Below are 17,125 nucleotides of genomic sequence, written 5' to 3' on the forward strand. Positions count from 1 at the left end.
GGCGTCGAACTCATCTGTCCGCACCGTCGCGGTCGCAAACGACCGGCCACTCAAGACGGCCGACCGCTGAGACGTTATCGTAAGCGTTGGATCGTCGAGCGCACGATCGGTTGGATGAAGGCCTTCCGACGGCTCGTTACCCGCTACGAGTTCTACGCCTTCCTCTTCCATAGCTTCGCCAAGCTCGCTTGCCTCATGATCGTCCTGAGGCGGTTTTGAAACTGCCTCTACTTCAAAGCAGGAAAAAGACAAGCCGATAACGGAAAACATGAAATATTGGTGTTTATGATTTCCGCGGCAGCGATACCGCTGATCGAGAACTTGATACTGCTTCAGCATGCTACGGAGTTTTCATTCGATCGCCTTAAATTTATATTTCCTGCGGCGATACTCTTGTCCATAGCAATGAGTCAGGAGAGCAAATCGCGTCGGATGCTACTAGCTGCCGCAGTTGCCTTATCTTGCTATCACGGGGTCAAAACCTATAAGGAAGAGATCGCAAGTCGGCGCGATTGGGTAACCATCGATGCGGCTAATCAGGACCTAGCAAGAAAGATCGCCACTGAAGTTGATGTGAAAAACGCTATATTCCTATCGAACACGCAAGTTAGAGGTTACGCAAACCTGCTCTTGCACCGTGGAATATATGAGTGGAGGTCCAATATCGAATCTTCGACGTTTTTGAAAGATAGCCGTGCCACGGCAGCGGTTTATTTAGACGGAGTTATGGCATATCCCGATTTGCCCAAATTCATGAGCGCGACGATTACCCGCAAAGACGGATCAACTTCACGGATTACATGCGCGAATTTAGAAACGGTTCCGGGGAAATAACAGGAATTAAAGTAAGCGGCATGCAATAAATGACTCGGGCGGATTAATGGAATCCGTTGAGATCTCATGCCGGGGAGGCTTGCTCGGCCCTTTCACTTTCCTGCACGTCGAGATGTCGATCTCGCACATGTAAAACGTGCGAAGGTCCGATAATGCGTCGTGTAAAGACCGTTTTACGAGCGTTTGAGTGAGATAAGGGTACAGGCGATTCGTACAAGACTTGGAAGAGTTGAGGTTTGCATTCGTAGAGACAACGATCTGATCGCGACTCCCGTAAGCCGATTGGTGAACAGCCCGAAGTCGGATGATCCGCGGTGCTTGAACCCGCTGTGAGCGTGTTCATAAACGCGAGGCAGTTCACCGCATCCGGCAGCGCGAAGTAATACACAAGATCGAGGTATTAGCTAAGCGGTTTGATCTAAGTGCAGCGGCATTCGCAGTGTTTGAAGTGTCAGCGACTTGGTCTTGCCCGCCTTCACTTGCGCAGCCTGGAATGTCGTCAGGTGGTTGTTCTTCACCAATTCGGCGACGAGCTCATCGGCATCTTTAGGAGCGGCTTTCGGCGGGACGAAATTTTCCAGCTTCCGTTGCGCGACGACCGGAGGGAGGAAACCAGAGCCGTTTTTTCCCGATTTACTTACAGTGCTTACGGCGGCAACCGCTCCAGGCAGTCATCGTTAGAGTTCGCCGTTCACCATGCAGTTGGGCAAAAATAGGCGCAGCGCCATCTCTTTTACAAAACTAAACGTGTCGTGTACCGAGAGTTCCTTCAGCGATTGAAGGTCACAGAGCACGGATACGGACGCATCCGTCAAGCGAGGATTGCCGTTCAACACGAACCACGTTAGCTCGCTCAGGTTCGCAAGGTGCGCGAGCTGCTCGTCCGTCAGATCGCAATTATTAAGGTTCAATTTCCGCAAGCCCTTGAGACTGCCGATTGCCGCTGCCCCATCCCCCACTCGGACGTCGCTGATTCGAAGCTCTTCCAAGTGCTGGAGTCGCGGAAGGAGTTGGAGGCCTCGACCCGTTACTTTCGTACGGCTGAGGTTGAGCTCGCGCAATTCGGACAGCCGAGCGATCGCTTCAAGACCTACGTCGGTAATCGGGTTGCCGTTCAAATCAAGCGTACGCAACGCCGGGAACCGAGAGAGGACCTCGAGTTGGTGGTCGGTCAAGCCGCTATTGGATAGGCACAATTTGGTGACCGGTTCGCGCGGCTCTGCCGTCAGACCGAGTCGCATCATCAGACACACCGCAAAACTCTGGCCATTGCCAAAGAGTAAGGATGGTCGGTCGAGGACCGTTTTCAGCAATGCCTCGGCTGCCGGTCGGGCGGCCTGTTTCACTTCGGCGACCCGCTCGATCCACGCTGAGTGGACGGGATTAGGATCCTGCGGCGGCTTCTCGGTTAGGAGCCGGCCGAGAGCCTCGGCCAGCACCATCGTTCGCAGCGGATGCTGCCGGGCATGTTCCCGCGCCGCGTCGAGGCTCGGGGCACACAGCTTGTCTACGAACCAATCGGGCAACGCTCTGTCAGCACATACGCCGGCGAAGTCCTCCCAGTCGCCGCTTTCAAGACTGGCTGCTCTGAGGAACGAGTCGACCTCGTCCTCACGGAATGGCGATACGGCTGCCCAAGCCCAGAGGACCGCTTCGCGAAGCGAGCCCACAGGACAGCGGCTGAAGCGAAACGCGTCGTTCGCGGCCCCCAACATCGCCACGTACGACTCCGCAAAGTCGAGCAGAATCGCTTCGGGCCGGAAGAGGTCCGGGCGCGGGGTTTCCTCGATGTGGGCCAGAATGTCCTCCGGCAGCGCGCGATCGCCGTGGGGATGCCGCGCCAACCGTTCTTCGGCAACACGGCGATCGGCAGGCGTGGGGGCCGTTTCCGTCTGCAGCCGCAACGCCCACACTTCGTCGAGGGATACGGCATAGTCTTCCGGAACCGCGATCGTGTAGTCGCGCCCCACGACGTCGTAGACCCAGACGTGGATCTTCTCATAGTCGGACGGAGGTGTCCTTGAATGGTCCCCGGGCGCTTTGCGCATGACCGAGCGAGTTTCCTGCCGGCGATTGTCGAGCCTTTGGCCCAACTCGATCAACGGGATGGCGATGCGGACCGGCGGATCCTCGGCGCCCCTCTTCGTCGATTGTAATCTGCGAAATTCAGACATTGTGGAATGCTCCGGGCAGATGTTGAAGAGTCGCACGGCACCGCTTCATAGCTCCGGCCTTACTGACTGCGCTCCGTCACCATAATCCTCAGCGTCGCTCAGCTCCGAAACGCCGCTCTTTTTTCCGCAATAAATTCGGCGTGGTGCGGGATGTGGTTCGTGACTCTCGTCAGGAGTGTTTCCAGCGTCATCGGTCCGGCTTCGGAATGGATTCCTTGGCGCTGAAAGCTTTCCGCCGGCAACGTCCGCAATATGCGCGTCATTTGTTTGCGGACCAACTCGATCAACGACAACTCTTCCTGCACGTCTCGCTCGGGAATCGCCAGCTTGGGAACGTGCAAGTCCGGATCGAGCCCTAACAATGTCGGCCGCTCTTCGGCGAGCACGCGCTTCATCCGGTCGGCGTAGAGCAGCTCGGCGTCGGCCAGATGGCAGACGATTTCGTGCGTCGTCCATTTCGCCGGCAAGGGACGAGCAAGCAGCTGCTCGGTCGTCATCCCCGCGATCGCAGCCCGCAGGTGTTCGGCCCCTTGCGCATAGCGGTCGAGCAGTTCGCTGATATTCGTCACGGCAGCTCCTTTTAAGTCGTCCTTTCTATACGCCCTTTCCGTTCGTCCTTTCCATCTGCACAGAGAATACACGACGACGTCGTTCAACGCTCGTCTCACCGGCCGCCGACCAAGCCTTGCAGATACTCGGCGATGACGTGCTCGTGCCCGCTTTTCGCCGTGCAGGCCGTGTAGCCGTCCGGTCGGATGAGCCAGATGCCGGCGGCACCGAGCGGCGGGCGAACGACCGGGTCGAGCAGTTCCGGGAACTGCTTTACGAGCCGGTAGACATCGTCGGTCGGCTCCGCGCAGAGTGCGAATCGGGCCTGGCTTCCCGCGCCGATCGGCGTTTGTCCGGCGATCGGCACCATGCGTTCGCCGGGAGTGGGTCCGCCGAGGCCGTGCGCCGCGGCTCCGTTGAGCGGGCCGGCGTCGTAGCCGATCGAGACTTCGGTCATCGTGTTGACGATCGCGCTACGCACCGGCGCCAGCCCCAGCATGAAGCGGCCGATCAGGTTGCGCACGGCCTGTGCGGCGTGGTTTTTCATGACGGCGACGGCGGTCAATCGGCCGGCGGCTTTCAGCACTTCCTCGCCGACGGCGCTCCGCTCGATGCTATAGCTTTCGAGCAACGCCCCTTCCGCGCAAACGCCGCGGCATACCAACGACAATTTCCAGGCGAGATTGATTGCGTCTTGCATGCCGGTGTTCATCCCTTGTCCGCCGGCCGGGCTATGCACATGCGCGGCATCGCCGGCGACGAACACCCGGCCCGACCGATAATCGGCGACCTTACGCTCGTTGATTCGAAAGGCCGCCAACCAAATCGGATCGGCCGCAACCATTCCGCCCGGCCCGCGCCGGTCGATGATGGCTTGGATTTCCTCGAGTGTCGGATCGACCGGCGCAACTCCAGCCGGCAAGTCGACATCGGCGATTACGCGAAACCGGCCCGGCGAGATCGGAAACACGACGAACACACCGTCGGCATGCCAATACGTCGCGATCTCCGCTTCAGGAAACGGATAACCTCGGAGGTGGATATCGCCCAAGATCCAATTGCTCTGGAGCGTGTTGCCGAGAAACGGGAGGCCGAGCCCATGCCGCACGGCGCTATGCGCACCGTCGCAGCCGATGAGCCATGCGGTTTCCAAGGTCTCTTCGCGGCCGTCGGCATGGCGCAAAAGCGAAGTCGCGCCGTTGTCGTGTTGCGTGAACGACGCCAACTCGACTTGCCGCTCGACCGCGACCCCGAGGCTGCGCAAGTGATCTTCCAACAGCCGCTCGGTCTCCGACTGCGGCAACATCAGCGCGAACGGGTAGGGGCTGTCGACCGTCGAGATGCCGATATGACCGATCTGCTTGTCGCCGGCCACGATATTGGCGCCGGTCACCTTGCGCCCGGCGGCGACGAACGTCTCGCTGCAGCCGGCGCGGTCGAGCAGCTCGAGCGTGCGGCTCCAGACGACGAGTGCTTTCGACTTGTCGGTGCGCGCGGCCGATTTATCGACGATCCGCACCGCCACGCCGTAACGAGCCAGTTCCGAGGCCATCGTCAATCCGACAGGACCCGCTCCGACGACCAACACCTGCGTCTTCATCGCTGCACTCCGGAGTTAGATTCGCAAGCTTTCACGACGATCTATCGCGCGTTGATCTATCGTACAGTGATCTATCGCTCGCTTACTTTCTCCGAACGTGCCCGTTTTCGCAATCGTTCGCCTGCGACGGCGCTTGCTAAACTTCGGTGGCGCAAGAAACAAAAAAACCGCGGCGAAGAGATTGCTCTCCTCGCCGCGGCGATCACTTTCGCTGTCGAAGCCTTTGAGTCGGCTTCGACGATTTCTCTTTCTAACGATCCGCATCCTTCGCGTATCGCGAACTCAACCTCCACTCACTTCGGTTACGGAACAACCACCGCCGCAGGAGCATCGTTCACGGTCGGAGCAAGGTTGTTATAGGAATTGACATTGCTGTCGATCGTGGTGCCGAGCGAATCGACGACCCCCTTGAGTTGAGCTGCCTTGCCGTTTCCGTAGATCGCAAAGATGGCGATATAGCGAGCGTAGTAGCTGCTCGATTGGGCTGGGTCCCGCGAAGACGAAGCCATGATTTCGGCGAGGTTCGATTTCGGGCCGAGGCCAAACGCAACCAACCGCGTGCCGGTCGGCAGAACACCACCCTGATAGCCGAGCGACGTAATGAGATCGGTCGCCGTGCTTTGGACGAAAGCCAACTTCTGCGAGCCGATGCTCGTCGGGTTACGAATCGTGATCGCACTATTGCTGGGATCCGTGACCGTCGTAGCCTCGGAGTGGTCGTAGAAAAAATAACCATTCGTGCCGGGCACGAAGGAGTGGCCGAACGACTGGGAATACTGAAGACCGGAAACGGAGACGGTTTCGGGCGCGAAATAGGTCTTAATGCCGATGACGCCTCCCTGGGCTCCGTAATCATGGCTCCAGAGCTTGCCGTAGATCGCAGCCCCGGCGGCCGTGGTCAACGTATCGAGGCCCATCGGGTAGGTGCCGGTCGAAGTCCGGTAGGTTTCGATGGTGCTTACGAGTTGCTGCTGCGTAGCTGCCGCACCGGCTGCCGCAGCCCGCTCGCGCATGAAGCCGAGCTTCGGAATCACCAATCCGGCCAAGACCGCCAAGATGGCGACGACCACGACCAACTCAATCAACGTCAGACCGCGGCGAACGGTCGTCACAGAACTACGAACCATAGAGAACTCCTAACAAAATGAGAAAACGAGAAGCAGGAACCAATCCGACGGACGACGACGAACAACGCCGTCGATCCGTCATGCGAGCTCGGACCTTCTCAGCTAGCTGAGGAATCCTCTTTCCGACCTCCGGAAGTCTGCTGGAGAGACTACCGAAGCCGAAACGAGCATTGACCTAGCGAGCGTTGCCTTCGCCGAAGACGGAAGGCCGGGCCGCGTTGGGACCTGCTTATTGAGATCGCATTTCATTAACTTAACGGATTGTAATAACCCCACTTGCCCCGTCAAGCGGCGATTTCATTATTTCAATGAGCTCGATTTTCCTTTGATTTATGCAGTTTTCTCGGCATTCCACTTCAGCCGAAGCACGAAAGCCGATTTCCACGCATCCATCTATCGATACTATGTCTCATATAAAAAAAGAAGATATGGAAGGGGACGGAGTCCCCCAGCCCTGTACAAGCGAGGCTTCATGATCCCCACGATCCTGACCCTTGACGAAGCGCGCCGCGGCACGCTACGAAGACGTCCGTTCGTACCGAAACAGCCGCCGATCGACGCGGCCCCGTTCACGTCTCCCTTGTGCCTAGGAAGCCCAATGCATATCCAGCCCTATCTCATTTTCAGCGGCCGTTGCGACGAGGCCCTCGCCTTCTACACCCAGGCGATCGGCGCTAAAGTCCTGACCCGACTCCGCTTCAAAGATAGTCCCGTCCCTCAGCCTCCAGGCACGCTCGCGCCGGGCATGGAAGATAAAGTGATGCACTCCAGCTTTCGGGTAGGCGAGAGCGAGATCTTCGCTTCCGACGGCCACTGCCAAGAAGCGACGAACTTCCACGGCTTCTCCCTTTCACTCACGCTCGACGACGTCGCCGAAGTCGAGCGCGCGTTCGCGGCCCTCCTCGACGGCGGGAAGGTAAACGTCCCTCTGGCGAAGCCCTCGTTCCGCTCTCGTTCGCGCCGTCGACCAAGGACGCACTGTCGCCGTCGTCGGCGATGTGTACCGCTTTCTCGCTACGGGCGACGACACCGCCGGCAAGTACGCCACTTGGGAAGCGCTCGTGCCGCCCGGCGGCGGGCCGCCGCCGCATGTGCATAGCCGCGAAGAAGAAAGCTTCTACGTGCTCGCAGGAGAGATCACGTTCCGCTACGTGAACGAGCAGGGAACCGACGCAACGCTCGTCGCCCGAGCAGGCATGTTCGCCAACATGCCGATCGGCGTGCCGCATTCATTCAAGAACGAAAGCGACCAGCCGGCGAAGATGCTCATCTCGGTCGCGCCGGCCGGCTTGGAACGCATGTTCTTCGAGATCGGCGTGCCCCTACCCTCAGGCACCACGACGGCATCTCCGCCGAAGAAACAAGAAATCGAAAAGCTCCTCACGATCGCGCCGCAATACGGCATCGAGCTGAGGCTCCCGCCGCATTGAGCGCCGCGCCCGATTACGCTTCGGCGAGCCAGGTCTTCGCGGCTTCGAGTTCGGCGACGTCGAAGTAGCGAATTTTCGCCATCGTGAACGGCTTGCAGACCAGCGCCATGTATTTCTCCCAAGCTTTCTCCCCGACGAGCGCGATCTTCTTAATGCCCGTGCAATGGGTCGTCGAGAACTTGATATCGTCCCACAGCGCGTGCGCGTTCCAGCCGTGGAAATCGTGGAACTGCGCGAGGATGTTGATCTTGCCCCCTGCGGCGATCGCCGAGTCGACGGCAGGCACGAACGTCTTATAGTCTTCGTCGTGCAGCTTGCCGCTCAACTTCACACCGACGGTATGGGCCGGCAGCCCCGAGAGAATTTCGATCATCGTGGAATCTCCGTTCTTGAGTGGTGTCGAATCAGCGTGGAAGCGCATGCCGGCTCGTGCTGCACGGCTCTGCGCATCATACTCCACGAAGCGTCGCGCGAGCTACCGCCGCGCATTCGGATTCGCGAGCCATTTCCAGCTCGGCAGCGCTCCAACTCGACCGCGCGACTATTTCACGTCGGTCAGATAATCGCTTTCGCTTACGTCGAGCCCAAGCGCGCGCCAATCGCTCGACAGCGGCGCCGTGATGGCGACCGGCGCATCGGTCATCGGATGGCGGAGTTCCAAACTTCGGGCATGCAGCGCGATCGGCCGATCACGCTCTTCCTCGGTTTCCACACCGAACTTCGACGTCGCGCCGTAGAACGCATCGCCGACGACGGCGTGTCCACGCGAGGCGGCTTGAATGCGGATCTGATGGGTCCGACCGGTTTCCAGTTCGATCTCGAGCCACGTGGCCGGCCCGGTCGGAAGCTGGAGCGTGCCGAGCGTCCGATAGTGGAGCACCGCCGGTCGGCCGTAGGGGTCGTCTTCGCCGACGACTTCCGCGTGCGGCTTCCCATAGGTTTTCTTCAATCGATCGGTCCAGGTGCCCGAAGCCGGCTCGACCGAGCCTTCGACGCAGGTCCAATAAGTCTTGCGCACCTGGCGCTTCTCGAATTGCAGCGAGACCCGACTCGCCGCGCGCACATGCCGCGTGAACAAGATCACGCCGGAAACCGGCCGGTCGAGCCGATGGGGAACGCCGAGGTAGACGTTTCCCTCTTTCGACTCGCGCTTCCGGAGCCAATTCTTCATCTGCGCTTCGAGGCTCGGAAACGGCTCCGGCGCTTGGGTCGCAAGTCCGGCCGGTTTCCATACGGCGAACAACGGGCCATCGTCGAGCAGTAGGCGTGGTGCGGTGTTTTGGGTCATGAAGCGTTTCTACCACCGTAGGGCTGTTGAAGGGAGGGGCGGAAACCCTTCAATCGGCTCCGGAGAACGCCGCAACTCTTCGACCTTGCAGCACCGTTCCGGAGTCGCGGCATAGAACGACCGTGCAATTTCCGGCCGAAATAGGAAGGGTGCGTGCGGGAAATAGTGGAAAAATCCCTCCCTCACTTTCACTAGCCCTGACATACGTCTGTCAGTCGCGCCGGCTATGGTTCCGCTAGTTGATTCCCCTCAAGCGCCGAGGAACCTATGAATACCATCCTGCATTCACCCTCTCCCTTCCCTGTCCGACTCGCCGTCGTCGACGACGAGACCTTGGTTCGCGAGGGGCTCGTCGCCTTGTTCCACACCTCGCCCGATTTTCGGCTCGTCGCTTCGGCCTCGGAAAGCGAGTTGCTGCTCGAAGCCCTTCCGGCGGCCGATCGACCCGACGTCGCCCTCCTCGACGTCCGAACCACCGGCACCGGCACGCTTGCCGGAGTCCGGCTCTGGCAAGAACGCTTTCCGGAAATTCGGATCGTGCTGCTCGACGATGCCGTCCGCGACGCACACCTGCGGCAAGCGGTTCGGCTCCAGGTGCATGGCTACGCGCTGAAGCAAGATTCGTTCTACGATCTGACGCAGGTCATCGAAGCGGCGGCCCGCGATGTCCGTTCGTTTTCTCCTTCGGCCGGAAGCCGCCTCATCAGCACCGAGCAAGGTTGGGATCTGCAACCTTCCAACACGCCGGGCCTACATTCTCTCACGATGCGCGAGACGGAAGTGCTCACTTGCCTCGCGCAAGGATTCACCGTCAAGGTTTGCTCCGCCCTCTTGCATATCAGCCCGAGCACGGTCGACAATCACAAGTCGCGCATCATGAAGAAATTGAAGATGCACAAAACGGTCGACCTCGCGCGGCTCGCGCTGCGCGAAGGGCTGATGCCGCGCTGAGGGGCAAGCCGGTCGACGATAGACGACCTACGAGGCGCTCCCATGCCCACTGAATCCAATCAACCTGCCACCGACTCGAAGGCCCGCTTCTCGAATCGTGTCGACGACTACATTCGCTATCGACCCGGCTATCCTCCCGAGGTGCTTGAGATTCTCCGTCGCGAGGCGGGCCTCACTTCCGACTTCACCATTGCCGACATCGGCTCGGGCACAGGCATCTCGACCGAGATGTTCCTGCGCAACGGCAACACCGTGTTCGGCGTGGAACCGAACGAGGCGATGCGCTCGGCGGCCGAGAGGCTCTTGAGCGGCTACCCGAAGTTTCGTTCCGTCGCTGCGCCGGCCGAAGCGACGACGCTCGCCGACGGTTCGATCGACATGCTCACGGCGGCGCAGGCGTTTCACTGGTTCGACCGCGCGCGAACCCGCCCGGAATTCGTGCGCATCCTGCGCCCGCGAGGTCTACTGGTCATTCTGTGGAACACCCGCCTCGTCGATACGACGCCTCTCTTGCGAGGCTACGAAGCGCTGTCGATTGAGTTCGCGACCGACTACCAAACGATCGACCATCGCAACGTCGACGACAAGATCATCGCCGCGTTCTATGCCCCGAGCCGTTGCGAGAAACGAACGGTTCCCAATCACCAAGTCTTCGACTACGCCGGCCTGCAAGGGAGGCTGTTGTCGTCGTCGTATGCTCCCCCCTTGGGTCATCCGCGCCACGAGCCGATGCTCGCCGCGCTGCGCAACCTCTTCGAAGAGCACGCCGTGCCCGACGCCGCGGGCCGGCGAACCGTCCGCTTCGACTACGACACGGAAATCTTTTTCGGCCCGTTGGCGTAAGCATTGTGAATGGAGCGAATAACGCGATAGGCTTTTCTAAAGCTGTCGGCGCGAACGCTTCGCTCACTCGTTTTCCGGGTCGGTATCGTCGTCGTCAGCGTCGTCTTCCAAATCATCTTCTTCGTCGCTCGGCGCATATAAATCAAAATGCCGCAGCGCCACGACCGCCGGCGCATACGTGCGCGAGGTCCACTCTTCGGCTTGCGGCAGCAGGTTCAGATCGAACCGTTCGTCAGCCTCGACGACGAGCACGCTTCGGGGGGGCATCGCGGCGAGGAATTCATCGAGCAATTGCAGCATCTCGGCTTGGCGCTCGACGAAGAAGTCGTACGGCGGCGAAACGAACACCAGCCACGGCAACGGCTCGGCATTTGCGCCGCTCGCGGCTGCGGCGGCTTTCACCGCGGGGATCTTCGCGCCGAACGGAGTCTTTTCGCGGCGCATGCGCTTCCATTGCAGAAACGAATCGCAGCCGACCACTTCGGACCGGTCTTCGAGGCCGAGCGCTTTTAGATTTCCCTTGATGACGTCGGCCGTCGGGAAGTGCTTCTCGAAGAAGACGGCCCCAACCGCGCCTCGGCTCAACGCTTCGATCCCTAGCGCGCCGGTTCCGGCAAATAGGTCGATCACCAACGAGCCGACGACCGGCGGCCCCACCAAGTTAAAGAGCGCCTCGCGAACCCGATCTTTCATCGGCCGCGTACGAACGTCGCCGCTATAGGTGATCCGGCGGTGTTTGAGCGTGCCGCCGATGACGCGCATCCCGGCGATCCCGGGCTCTTCGTCCTTATCTCGGCGATCGGCCCCATGCTTCTGCGGGCTCTTGCCTTGCGGGCCCCCCTTCTTCGACGCAGGTTCGCCCTCCAAGGGGTTGCCGTCGAGATCGACGTCTACGCCGTCGTCGTCCATGTCGAAGTCGGCGTCGCGCGGTTTCTTTTTCACGAGCAATCGTTCTCGTTTGCCATAATGGAGATTTTTCCCTATCCTGCTGGCTGTTTGAAGTTTGCCACAGCCACGATCCGCTTAGCGCGGCTATCGCGCGAAGGCGTTTATCGTACAACGAGCGGAATCTTCGGGGAAGGAACCTAGCATGATGTTTCGTTACGCCGGCGTCGTAGTTTTAGGCGGTTTTATCGGGCTTTTAGCGACGAGCGCGAGCCTCGGCCAAGCGCCCGCGAGCCTCAACCCGGCCGACGGTTCGACTCCCTCTACAGCAACGCCCGTCGCAGCAACGACCCTCCCACCCACGGCCACTCCGCCGGCTCCCCTCACGAGCGGCTCGCCCGAGTTCGATGCTTTGATCAAGCGTTGGGACGACCTGCGCGACCAGCTGGTGCAAGCCCAGGTCGACTACAAGGCGGCCAAGGTCGCCGACCGGCCGGCGCTGGTCGAGAAGTTCAACAAGCTCAAGGCCGACGGCGACGCGCTCCGCCCGGAATTGATGAAAGCGGCCGAAGCAGGCCTGAAGGCCAATCCGAAGGGAACCGCCTTTTCGACCTTCCTCGCTTCCTATGCCAACGGGCTCTACAACACCGACGACTACGACGGTTCGCTTCGCCTCGCCGAGTTGCTCATCGCCGCCGACTTCCCGAACAAGCGGATCTACAACCTCGCCGGCATGTCGGCCTACAACACCAACGACTTCGAGAAGGCCGAGAAGTATCTGAAGATCGCGCAAGAAGCGTCGGCCCTCGATGGTCGGGGCGACGGCTATTTGCAAAACGTCGCGAAGTACAAAGAGCTTTGGAAGAAGGAGCAAGACGTCCGCGCGGCCGAGGCGAAGCTCACCGGCGACCAAGCCCTGCCCCGCGTGCTGCTGAAGACGAACGAAGGGGATATCGTCTTGGAATTGTTCGAGAACGAAGCTCCGCAAACGGTCGGCAACTTCATCAACCTCGTCGAAAAAGGCTTCTACACCAACCTACCGTTTCATCGCGTGCTGCACGGCTTCATGGCCCAAGGGGGCGACCCGAAGGGAGACGGCACCGGCGGCCCCGGCTACGACATTCTCTGCGAATGCTACAAAGACAACCACCGCCTCCACTTTCGCGGGGCGCTGAGCATGGCCCACTCCGGCAAAGACACCGGCGGCTCGCAGTTCTTCATCACCTTCGTCCCGACGGCTCAGCTCGATGGCCCGGCGGTGAATCCGAAGAACACCGGCACGCCGCATACGGTGTTCGGCCGGGTCGTTTCCGGTTTCGACGTGCTGGCGAAGCTGCAAAAGCGCGAACCACCGAACAGCATGCACAGCTTCGGCCCGAAAGCTCCCCTGCCGGTGCCGGATAAGATCGTCGAAGCAAAGGTGCTCAACAAGCGGAACCACCCGTACGAGCCGACGAAAGTGGCGACGCCGAAGGTTCCGGGAGCGGTGCCGTAATAGGTTAGGCGGACGAATCGAGCATGCCGAGCAGTCGATCGCTTAATACCATCATATGCTTAGCAACCGCGCATTTTTTCGTTACCGTAATCGCGCTATTGGCTGTCGTGTTTTTCGGCGCGGGCCTGTTCGTGGAAAGGCCGCTTACGTCGGCGGAGTCTATCGGCACTGCAATCGTAATGGTTCTTATTTCGCCTAGCATCCAGTTGTATTTTTGGCTGCACATTCATGACCACGCGTTTACGTGGTTTCTGATATTCTTCAACAGTGCTGTTTGGGGCACAGGCATGTATTGGCTGATGCGCCTTGTGCGGGCCTATCGCCGCGTTTGATCGTTGATCAGTCGTGGTTCGTAGTTTTGACTGATTCCCAACGCACCACGAACCACGAACTCTTATGGAACCCCGAGTCAGCCTCATTACGCTCGGGGTCGCCGATCTTCAGCGGTCGCTCCGGTTCTATCGCGATGGGCTCGGGCTGCCGACGACTTGGACCGGCGACAAAGGGGTCGTCTTCTTTTCGACCCGCGGCACTGCAATCGCGCTCTATCCGCTGACGGACCTCGCGAAAGATCTCGGCCCGGGTGCCGATGGGCTCGGGTTTGCCGGCCCCAGCTCCGACGGAAGCAGGGCCAAGTTCTCCGGGATCACGCTCGCTCATAACGTGCGCGAGCGGGCCGAGGTCGACCGCGTGCTTGCCGAGGCTGCGGCGGCCGGGGCGAAGATCGAAAAGCCTGCCCACGACACGTTTTGGGGTGGCTACGCCGGCTACTTCTCCGATCCCGACGGGCACCTGTGGGAAGTCGCTTGGGGAGCCTTCCCCTTCCGCGACGACGGGAGCCTCGACATCCCGTAGGGATGTTGCAGGGGGCGCCCCTCCTTGCTTTAAGTCGCGATGCCCCCGGGATATGCATCCCGGGCTATTGAACGGAGCGGATCGCGCGCGTCGGCCGGCGGCGGCGATTGATTGCCGGCATTGGGGCTGTCTTCGCGCTATCCCCTTCAAATGAATGCATTTGCGGCGAATTCCCTCTCTTGGCGGGATTCAAAAACGCGATGGTACGTGCTTGACGATATTAGGATTGCTTAATATCCTGTTATTCCAAGCTCGAATACTAATCGAGCGCATTATTTCATCCTTTGAACCTCCATTCATCTACGGCGAGCGCCCCCACGCCCGTCCGCCCTACTCTGCCGTGCAACTCAAAGCCCTTAAAGTGTTTTGCGACGTCGTTCAGCAGCGCAGCTTCTCGCGCGCTGCCGATGAGAACGACATTTCGCAATCCGGGGCCAGTCAACTGGTGCAACAGCTGGAAGACCATCTCGGCGTGAAGCTGATCGACCGCTCGAAGCGTCCCTTCGTGCTGACGCCGGAGGGAGACCTCTTCTATACGCAGTGCCGGGATATCGTCTCGAAGTATTTCGCGCTCGAAGACAAGGTGCGCACCATGCACCAAGAGGTCATCGGCCGAGTGCGCGTGGCGTCGATCTATTCCGTCGGTCTGCATCTCATGGCCGGCTATATCACGTCGTTCATGAGCTTGTACCCTAAAGCCAACGTCCGCTTAGAGTATCTGCATCCGCATCGGGTGTACGAAAGCGTCGAAGACGACGTCGCCGATATCGGCCTCGTCAGCTACCCGAAATCGTCGCGCACGATCGAAGCCTTGCCGTGGCGCGAAGAGCGGATGGTCTTGGCCTGCGCTCCGCAACACCCCTTGGCTCGCCGGCCGAAGATCGCGATCAAGGAGCTTCACGGCCACCACATGGTCGGCTTCGACGGCGACCTCACGATCCGCCGCGAGATCGATCGGGTGTTGAATCAACACGACGCCGAAGTGATCGTGCAGATGGAGTTCGACAACGTCGAAACCATCAAGCGGGCCGTCGAGATCAATACCGGCGTGGCCTTGCTGCCCGAGCCGACCGTGAAGCGCGAGCAAGACGCGGGGACGCTCGTCTGCGTGCCGCTCGATACCGATGAACTGGTCCGGCCGCTCGGGATCATCATGCGGCGCGGCAAAGAGCTCAGCGTCACCGCGAAGCACTTCATCGAACATCTGCAACGCGAAGGCCAAGCCGACGGAGCGACGTTTGCGCCGAGCGGCGCGACGCAAATCGGCGAACCTGCCGCCGCACTCGCCGCTCGTATTACCGACGACGAAGTTACCGACCACGAACCCCACACCGCCGACTTCGACGACGCCGGCCCCGCGAACGGTCGCCGACATGCGATCGCGGCGGGCAGAAAAGCGTCGTCGACATGAGGCCCGGATTCTTCGGGACGAGCGCACTCGCTGGTCCCCACTTTTCGCTTGAGGAGCGTCGCCATGATTGAACGCCGACCGAACCAAGGCTTGCCGCCGAAGGAAGGCCTTTACGATCCCGAGAACGAGCACGATGCCTGCGGCGTCGGCTTCGTCGTCGATATCAAGGGTCGGAAGAGCCACGAGATCGTGCGGCGCGGGCTGGAGATTCTCGTCAATCTCACGCATCGCGGCGCTACCGGTTGCGATCCGCTCACCGGCGACGGCGCAGGAATCATCACGCAGATCCCGCACGACTTTTTCGTCGCCAAAACGGCCGAGCTCGGCTACACGCTGCCGGCTCCGGGCGATTACGGGATCGGCTTCGTGTTCCTGCCGAACGACGAAGGACAGCGCAAGTGGTGCGTCGATTTGTTCGAGAAGTTTATCGCCGAGGAAGGATTGCAACTGATCGGTTGGCGCGATGTGCCGGTCGACAACGAACACATCGGCTGGAGCGCGCGCGACGTCGAACCGGTGATGAAGCAAGTCTTCATCGCCCGCGGGCCGAAGCTCGCCGCGGACATGCTCGAGTGGAAGTTGTACGTGGCTCGCAAGCGGCTCGAAGTCGCCGTTTACGACAGCGACCTGTCGCAGAAGAAGTATTGCTACCTGCCGAGCCTGTCGACCCAGACGATCATCTACAAAGGGCTGATGCTCGCCGAACAGGTCGAGCGATTTTATCTCGACTTGGCCGACGAACGCTTTGTTTCCGCACTCGCGCTCGTTCATCAGCGCTACAGCACGAACACCTTCCCGACCTGGGATCTCGCCCATCCGTTCCGCTATCTCGCGCACAACGGCGAGATCAACACGGTGCGCGGCAACGTGAACTGGATGCGCGCGCGGCAAAGCTTGCTCGCGCACAAAAAATACGGCGCCGACATCCAAAAGATCTTCCCGATCTACACGACCGGCGGCAGCGACTCGGCCAACTTCGACAACGTGCTCGAGTTGCTGGTGAAGACCGGCCGCTCGCTGCCCGAAGCGATGAGCATGATGGTGCCCGAGCCTTGGGCCGGCCATGAAAGCATGTCGGACGAGAAGAAAGCCTACTACGAGTTCAAGGCTTGCTTGATGGAGCCGTGGGACGGTCCGGCGTCGATGGCCTTTACCGACGGCACGATCATGGGGGGCACGCTCGACCGCAACGGCTTGCGACCCTGCCGCTATTGGGTCACGAAAAACGATTGGGTGATCATGGCGTCGGAAGCCGGCGTCCTCGAGTTCCCGCCGGAAGAGATCGTCGAAAAAGGTCGCCTCCGGCCGGGCCGCATGTTCATCGTCGACACGGCGCAAGGCCGCATCCTCGCCGACGACGAAGTGAAGAACGCGCTCGCCACGCGGCACCCGTATCGCCAATGGCTGAACGACAACCAGGTGAAGCTCGACGATCTGCCGAAGATCGCCGAGAAAAACGGCGCGAGCAAGAACGGCGCCGGCTCCAACGGCCACGGCGACCTCATCGACGGCAAGACCCACGAGCAGCTCCTCGCCGAGCAACGTGCCTTCGGCTACACGCTCGAAGACCTCAAGATCTTGATGACCCCGATGGCGGCCGAAGGAATCGAAGCGATCGGTTCGATGGGAAGCGACACGCCGATCGCCGTCCTCTCGAATCGCCCGCAACTGTTGTACAACTAC

Annotated in this window: 17 protein-coding genes; 10 read left to right on the forward strand and 7 right to left on the reverse strand. The window is 60.3% G+C overall.

The genetic code is table 11. From position 1 onward, the window contains the following. Together K8U03_08110 and K8U03_08115 are read left to right on the forward strand one after the other, a co-directional pair. A partial coding sequence (locus tag K8U03_08110; protein ID MCE9604850.1) for a transposase occupies nucleotides 1-219 on the forward strand: 219 nt, incomplete at its 5' end. Between the two features lie 60 nt (nucleotides 220-279). Next, nucleotides 280-834 (forward strand): hypothetical protein, encoded by a 555-nt coding sequence (locus tag K8U03_08115; GenBank protein ID MCE9604851.1) that lies wholly within the window; start codon nucleotides 280-282, stop codon nucleotides 832-834. 677 nt (nucleotides 835-1,511) lie between these two features. Here K8U03_08115 and K8U03_08120 read toward each other — a convergent pair. The 4 genes from K8U03_08120 to K8U03_08135 form a co-directional block, all read right to left on the reverse strand. Then, nucleotides 1,512-3,008, reverse strand: coding sequence for a hypothetical protein (locus tag K8U03_08120; GenBank protein MCE9604852.1), 1,497 nt, complete (start codon nucleotides 3,006-3,008; stop codon nucleotides 1,512-1,514). A 98-nt stretch (nucleotides 3,009-3,106) separates the two neighbouring features. Beyond that, nucleotides 3,107-3,577: a DinB family protein gene (locus tag K8U03_08125; GenBank protein ID MCE9604853.1), complete on the reverse strand. Its 471-nt coding sequence runs from the start codon at nucleotides 3,575-3,577 to the stop codon at nucleotides 3,107-3,109. Nucleotides 3,578-3,672: 95 nt separating this feature from the next. Then, nucleotides 3,673-5,157, reverse strand: coding sequence for an FAD-dependent monooxygenase (locus K8U03_08130; GenBank protein MCE9604854.1), 1,485 nt, complete (start codon nucleotides 5,155-5,157; stop codon nucleotides 3,673-3,675). Between the two features lie 302 nt (nucleotides 5,158-5,459). Further along, a complete protein-coding gene (locus K8U03_08135) occupies nucleotides 5,460-6,284 on the reverse strand; it encodes a prepilin-type N-terminal cleavage/methylation domain-containing protein (GenBank protein MCE9604855.1) in 825 nt (274 codons plus the stop codon). A 598-nt stretch (nucleotides 6,285-6,882) separates the two neighbouring features. On the opposite strand from K8U03_08135, the gene K8U03_08140 reads away from it, so the two are divergent. After that, nucleotides 6,883-7,383: a VOC family protein gene (locus K8U03_08140; GenBank protein ID MCE9604856.1), complete on the forward strand. Its 501-nt coding sequence runs from the start codon at nucleotides 6,883-6,885 to the stop codon at nucleotides 7,381-7,383. Next, a complete protein-coding gene (locus K8U03_08145) occupies nucleotides 7,283-7,714 on the forward strand; it encodes a cupin domain-containing protein (protein MCE9604857.1) in 432 nt (143 codons plus the stop codon). The genes K8U03_08140 and K8U03_08145 overlap by 101 nt, the downstream gene beginning before the upstream one ends. Before the next feature lie 13 nt (nucleotides 7,715-7,727). On the opposite strand, the gene K8U03_08150 is transcribed toward K8U03_08145, so the two are convergent. Beyond that, the gene (locus K8U03_08150; GenBank protein ID MCE9604858.1) at nucleotides 7,728-8,087 is read right to left on the reverse strand and encodes an STAS/SEC14 domain-containing protein; all 360 of its coding nucleotides are present in this window, start codon (nucleotides 8,085-8,087) and stop codon (nucleotides 7,728-7,730) included. A 168-nt stretch (nucleotides 8,088-8,255) separates the two neighbouring features. Then, nucleotides 8,256-9,002 (reverse strand): RNA pseudouridine synthase, encoded by a 747-nt coding sequence (locus K8U03_08155; GenBank protein ID MCE9604859.1) that lies wholly within the window; start codon nucleotides 9,000-9,002, stop codon nucleotides 8,256-8,258. 267 nt (nucleotides 9,003-9,269) lie between these two features. Here K8U03_08155 and K8U03_08160 point away from each other — a divergent pair, with 267 nt between their 5' ends. Both K8U03_08160 and K8U03_08165 read left to right on the forward strand, forming a co-directional pair. Continuing rightward, nucleotides 9,270-9,953 carry a response regulator transcription factor gene (locus tag K8U03_08160; protein MCE9604860.1) on the forward strand — a complete coding sequence of 228 codons (684 nt, stop codon included), beginning with the start codon at nucleotides 9,270-9,272 and terminating at the stop codon, nucleotides 9,951-9,953. Nucleotides 9,954-9,995: 42 nt separating this feature from the next. Next, a complete protein-coding gene (locus K8U03_08165; GenBank protein MCE9604861.1) occupies nucleotides 9,996-10,796 on the forward strand; it encodes a methyltransferase domain-containing protein in 801 nt (266 codons plus the stop codon). Between the two features lie 63 nt (nucleotides 10,797-10,859). On the opposite strand, the gene K8U03_08170 is transcribed toward K8U03_08165, so the two are convergent. Continuing rightward, nucleotides 10,860-11,558, reverse strand: coding sequence for an RsmD family RNA methyltransferase (locus K8U03_08170; GenBank protein MCE9604862.1), 699 nt, complete (start codon nucleotides 11,556-11,558; stop codon nucleotides 10,860-10,862). A 1,039-nt stretch (nucleotides 11,559-12,597) separates the two neighbouring features. Here K8U03_08170 and K8U03_08175 point away from each other — a divergent pair. From K8U03_08175 to K8U03_08190, 4 genes are all read left to right on the forward strand, one after another. Then, a complete protein-coding gene (locus K8U03_08175) occupies nucleotides 12,598-13,176 on the forward strand; it encodes a peptidylprolyl isomerase (protein ID MCE9604863.1) in 579 nt (192 codons plus the stop codon). 396 nt (nucleotides 13,177-13,572) lie between these two features. Beyond that, nucleotides 13,573-14,031, forward strand: a complete 459-nt coding sequence (locus K8U03_08180; GenBank protein MCE9604864.1) for a VOC family protein — start codon at nucleotides 13,573-13,575, stop codon at nucleotides 14,029-14,031. Between the two features lie 340 nt (nucleotides 14,032-14,371). Further along, nucleotides 14,372-15,442, forward strand: coding sequence for a LysR family transcriptional regulator (locus K8U03_08185; GenBank protein ID MCE9604865.1), 1,071 nt, complete (start codon nucleotides 14,372-14,374; stop codon nucleotides 15,440-15,442). A gap of 63 nt (nucleotides 15,443-15,505) precedes the next feature. Then, nucleotides 15,506-17,125 (forward strand): glutamate synthase subunit alpha (locus K8U03_08190; GenBank protein MCE9604866.1); only part of this gene is annotated, 1,620 nt, incomplete at its 3' end.

This window comes from Planctomycetia bacterium (genome assembly GCA_021413845.1).
Classification (GTDB): domain Bacteria; phylum Planctomycetota; class Planctomycetia; order Pirellulales; family PNKZ01; genus PNKZ01.

Bases quoted from the DNA above. Each gene is read 5' to 3' on its own strand.
- K8U03_08120 (MCE9604852.1), bottom strand. From the start codon at position 3,008: ATGTCTGAATTTCGCAGATTACAATCGACGAAGAGGGGCGCCGAGGAT.
- K8U03_08130 (MCE9604854.1), bottom strand. From the start codon at position 5,157: ATGAAGACGCAGGTGTTGGTCGTCGGAGCGGGTCCTGTCGGATTGACG.
- K8U03_08135 (MCE9604855.1), bottom strand. From the start codon at position 6,284: ATGGTTCGTAGTTCTGTGACGACCGTTCGCCGCGGTCTGACGTTGATT.
- K8U03_08140 (MCE9604856.1), top strand. From the start codon at position 6,883: ATGCATATCCAGCCCTATCTCATTTTCAGCGGCCGTTGCGACGAGGCC.
- K8U03_08150 (MCE9604858.1), bottom strand. From the start codon at position 8,087: ATGATCGAAATTCTCTCGGGGCTGCCGGCCCATACCGTCGGTGTGAAG.
- K8U03_08155 (MCE9604859.1), bottom strand. From the start codon at position 9,002: ATGACCCAAAACACCGCACCACGCCTACTGCTCGACGATGGCCCGTTG.
- K8U03_08160 (MCE9604860.1), top strand. From the start codon at position 9,270: ATGAATACCATCCTGCATTCACCCTCTCCCTTCCCTGTCCGACTCGCC.
- K8U03_08165 (MCE9604861.1), top strand. From the start codon at position 9,996: ATGCCCACTGAATCCAATCAACCTGCCACCGACTCGAAGGCCCGCTTC.
- K8U03_08170 (MCE9604862.1), bottom strand. From the start codon at position 11,558: ATGCGCGTCATCGGCGGCACGCTCAAACACCGCCGGATCACCTATAGC.
- K8U03_08180 (MCE9604864.1), top strand. From the start codon at position 13,573: ATGGAACCCCGAGTCAGCCTCATTACGCTCGGGGTCGCCGATCTTCAG.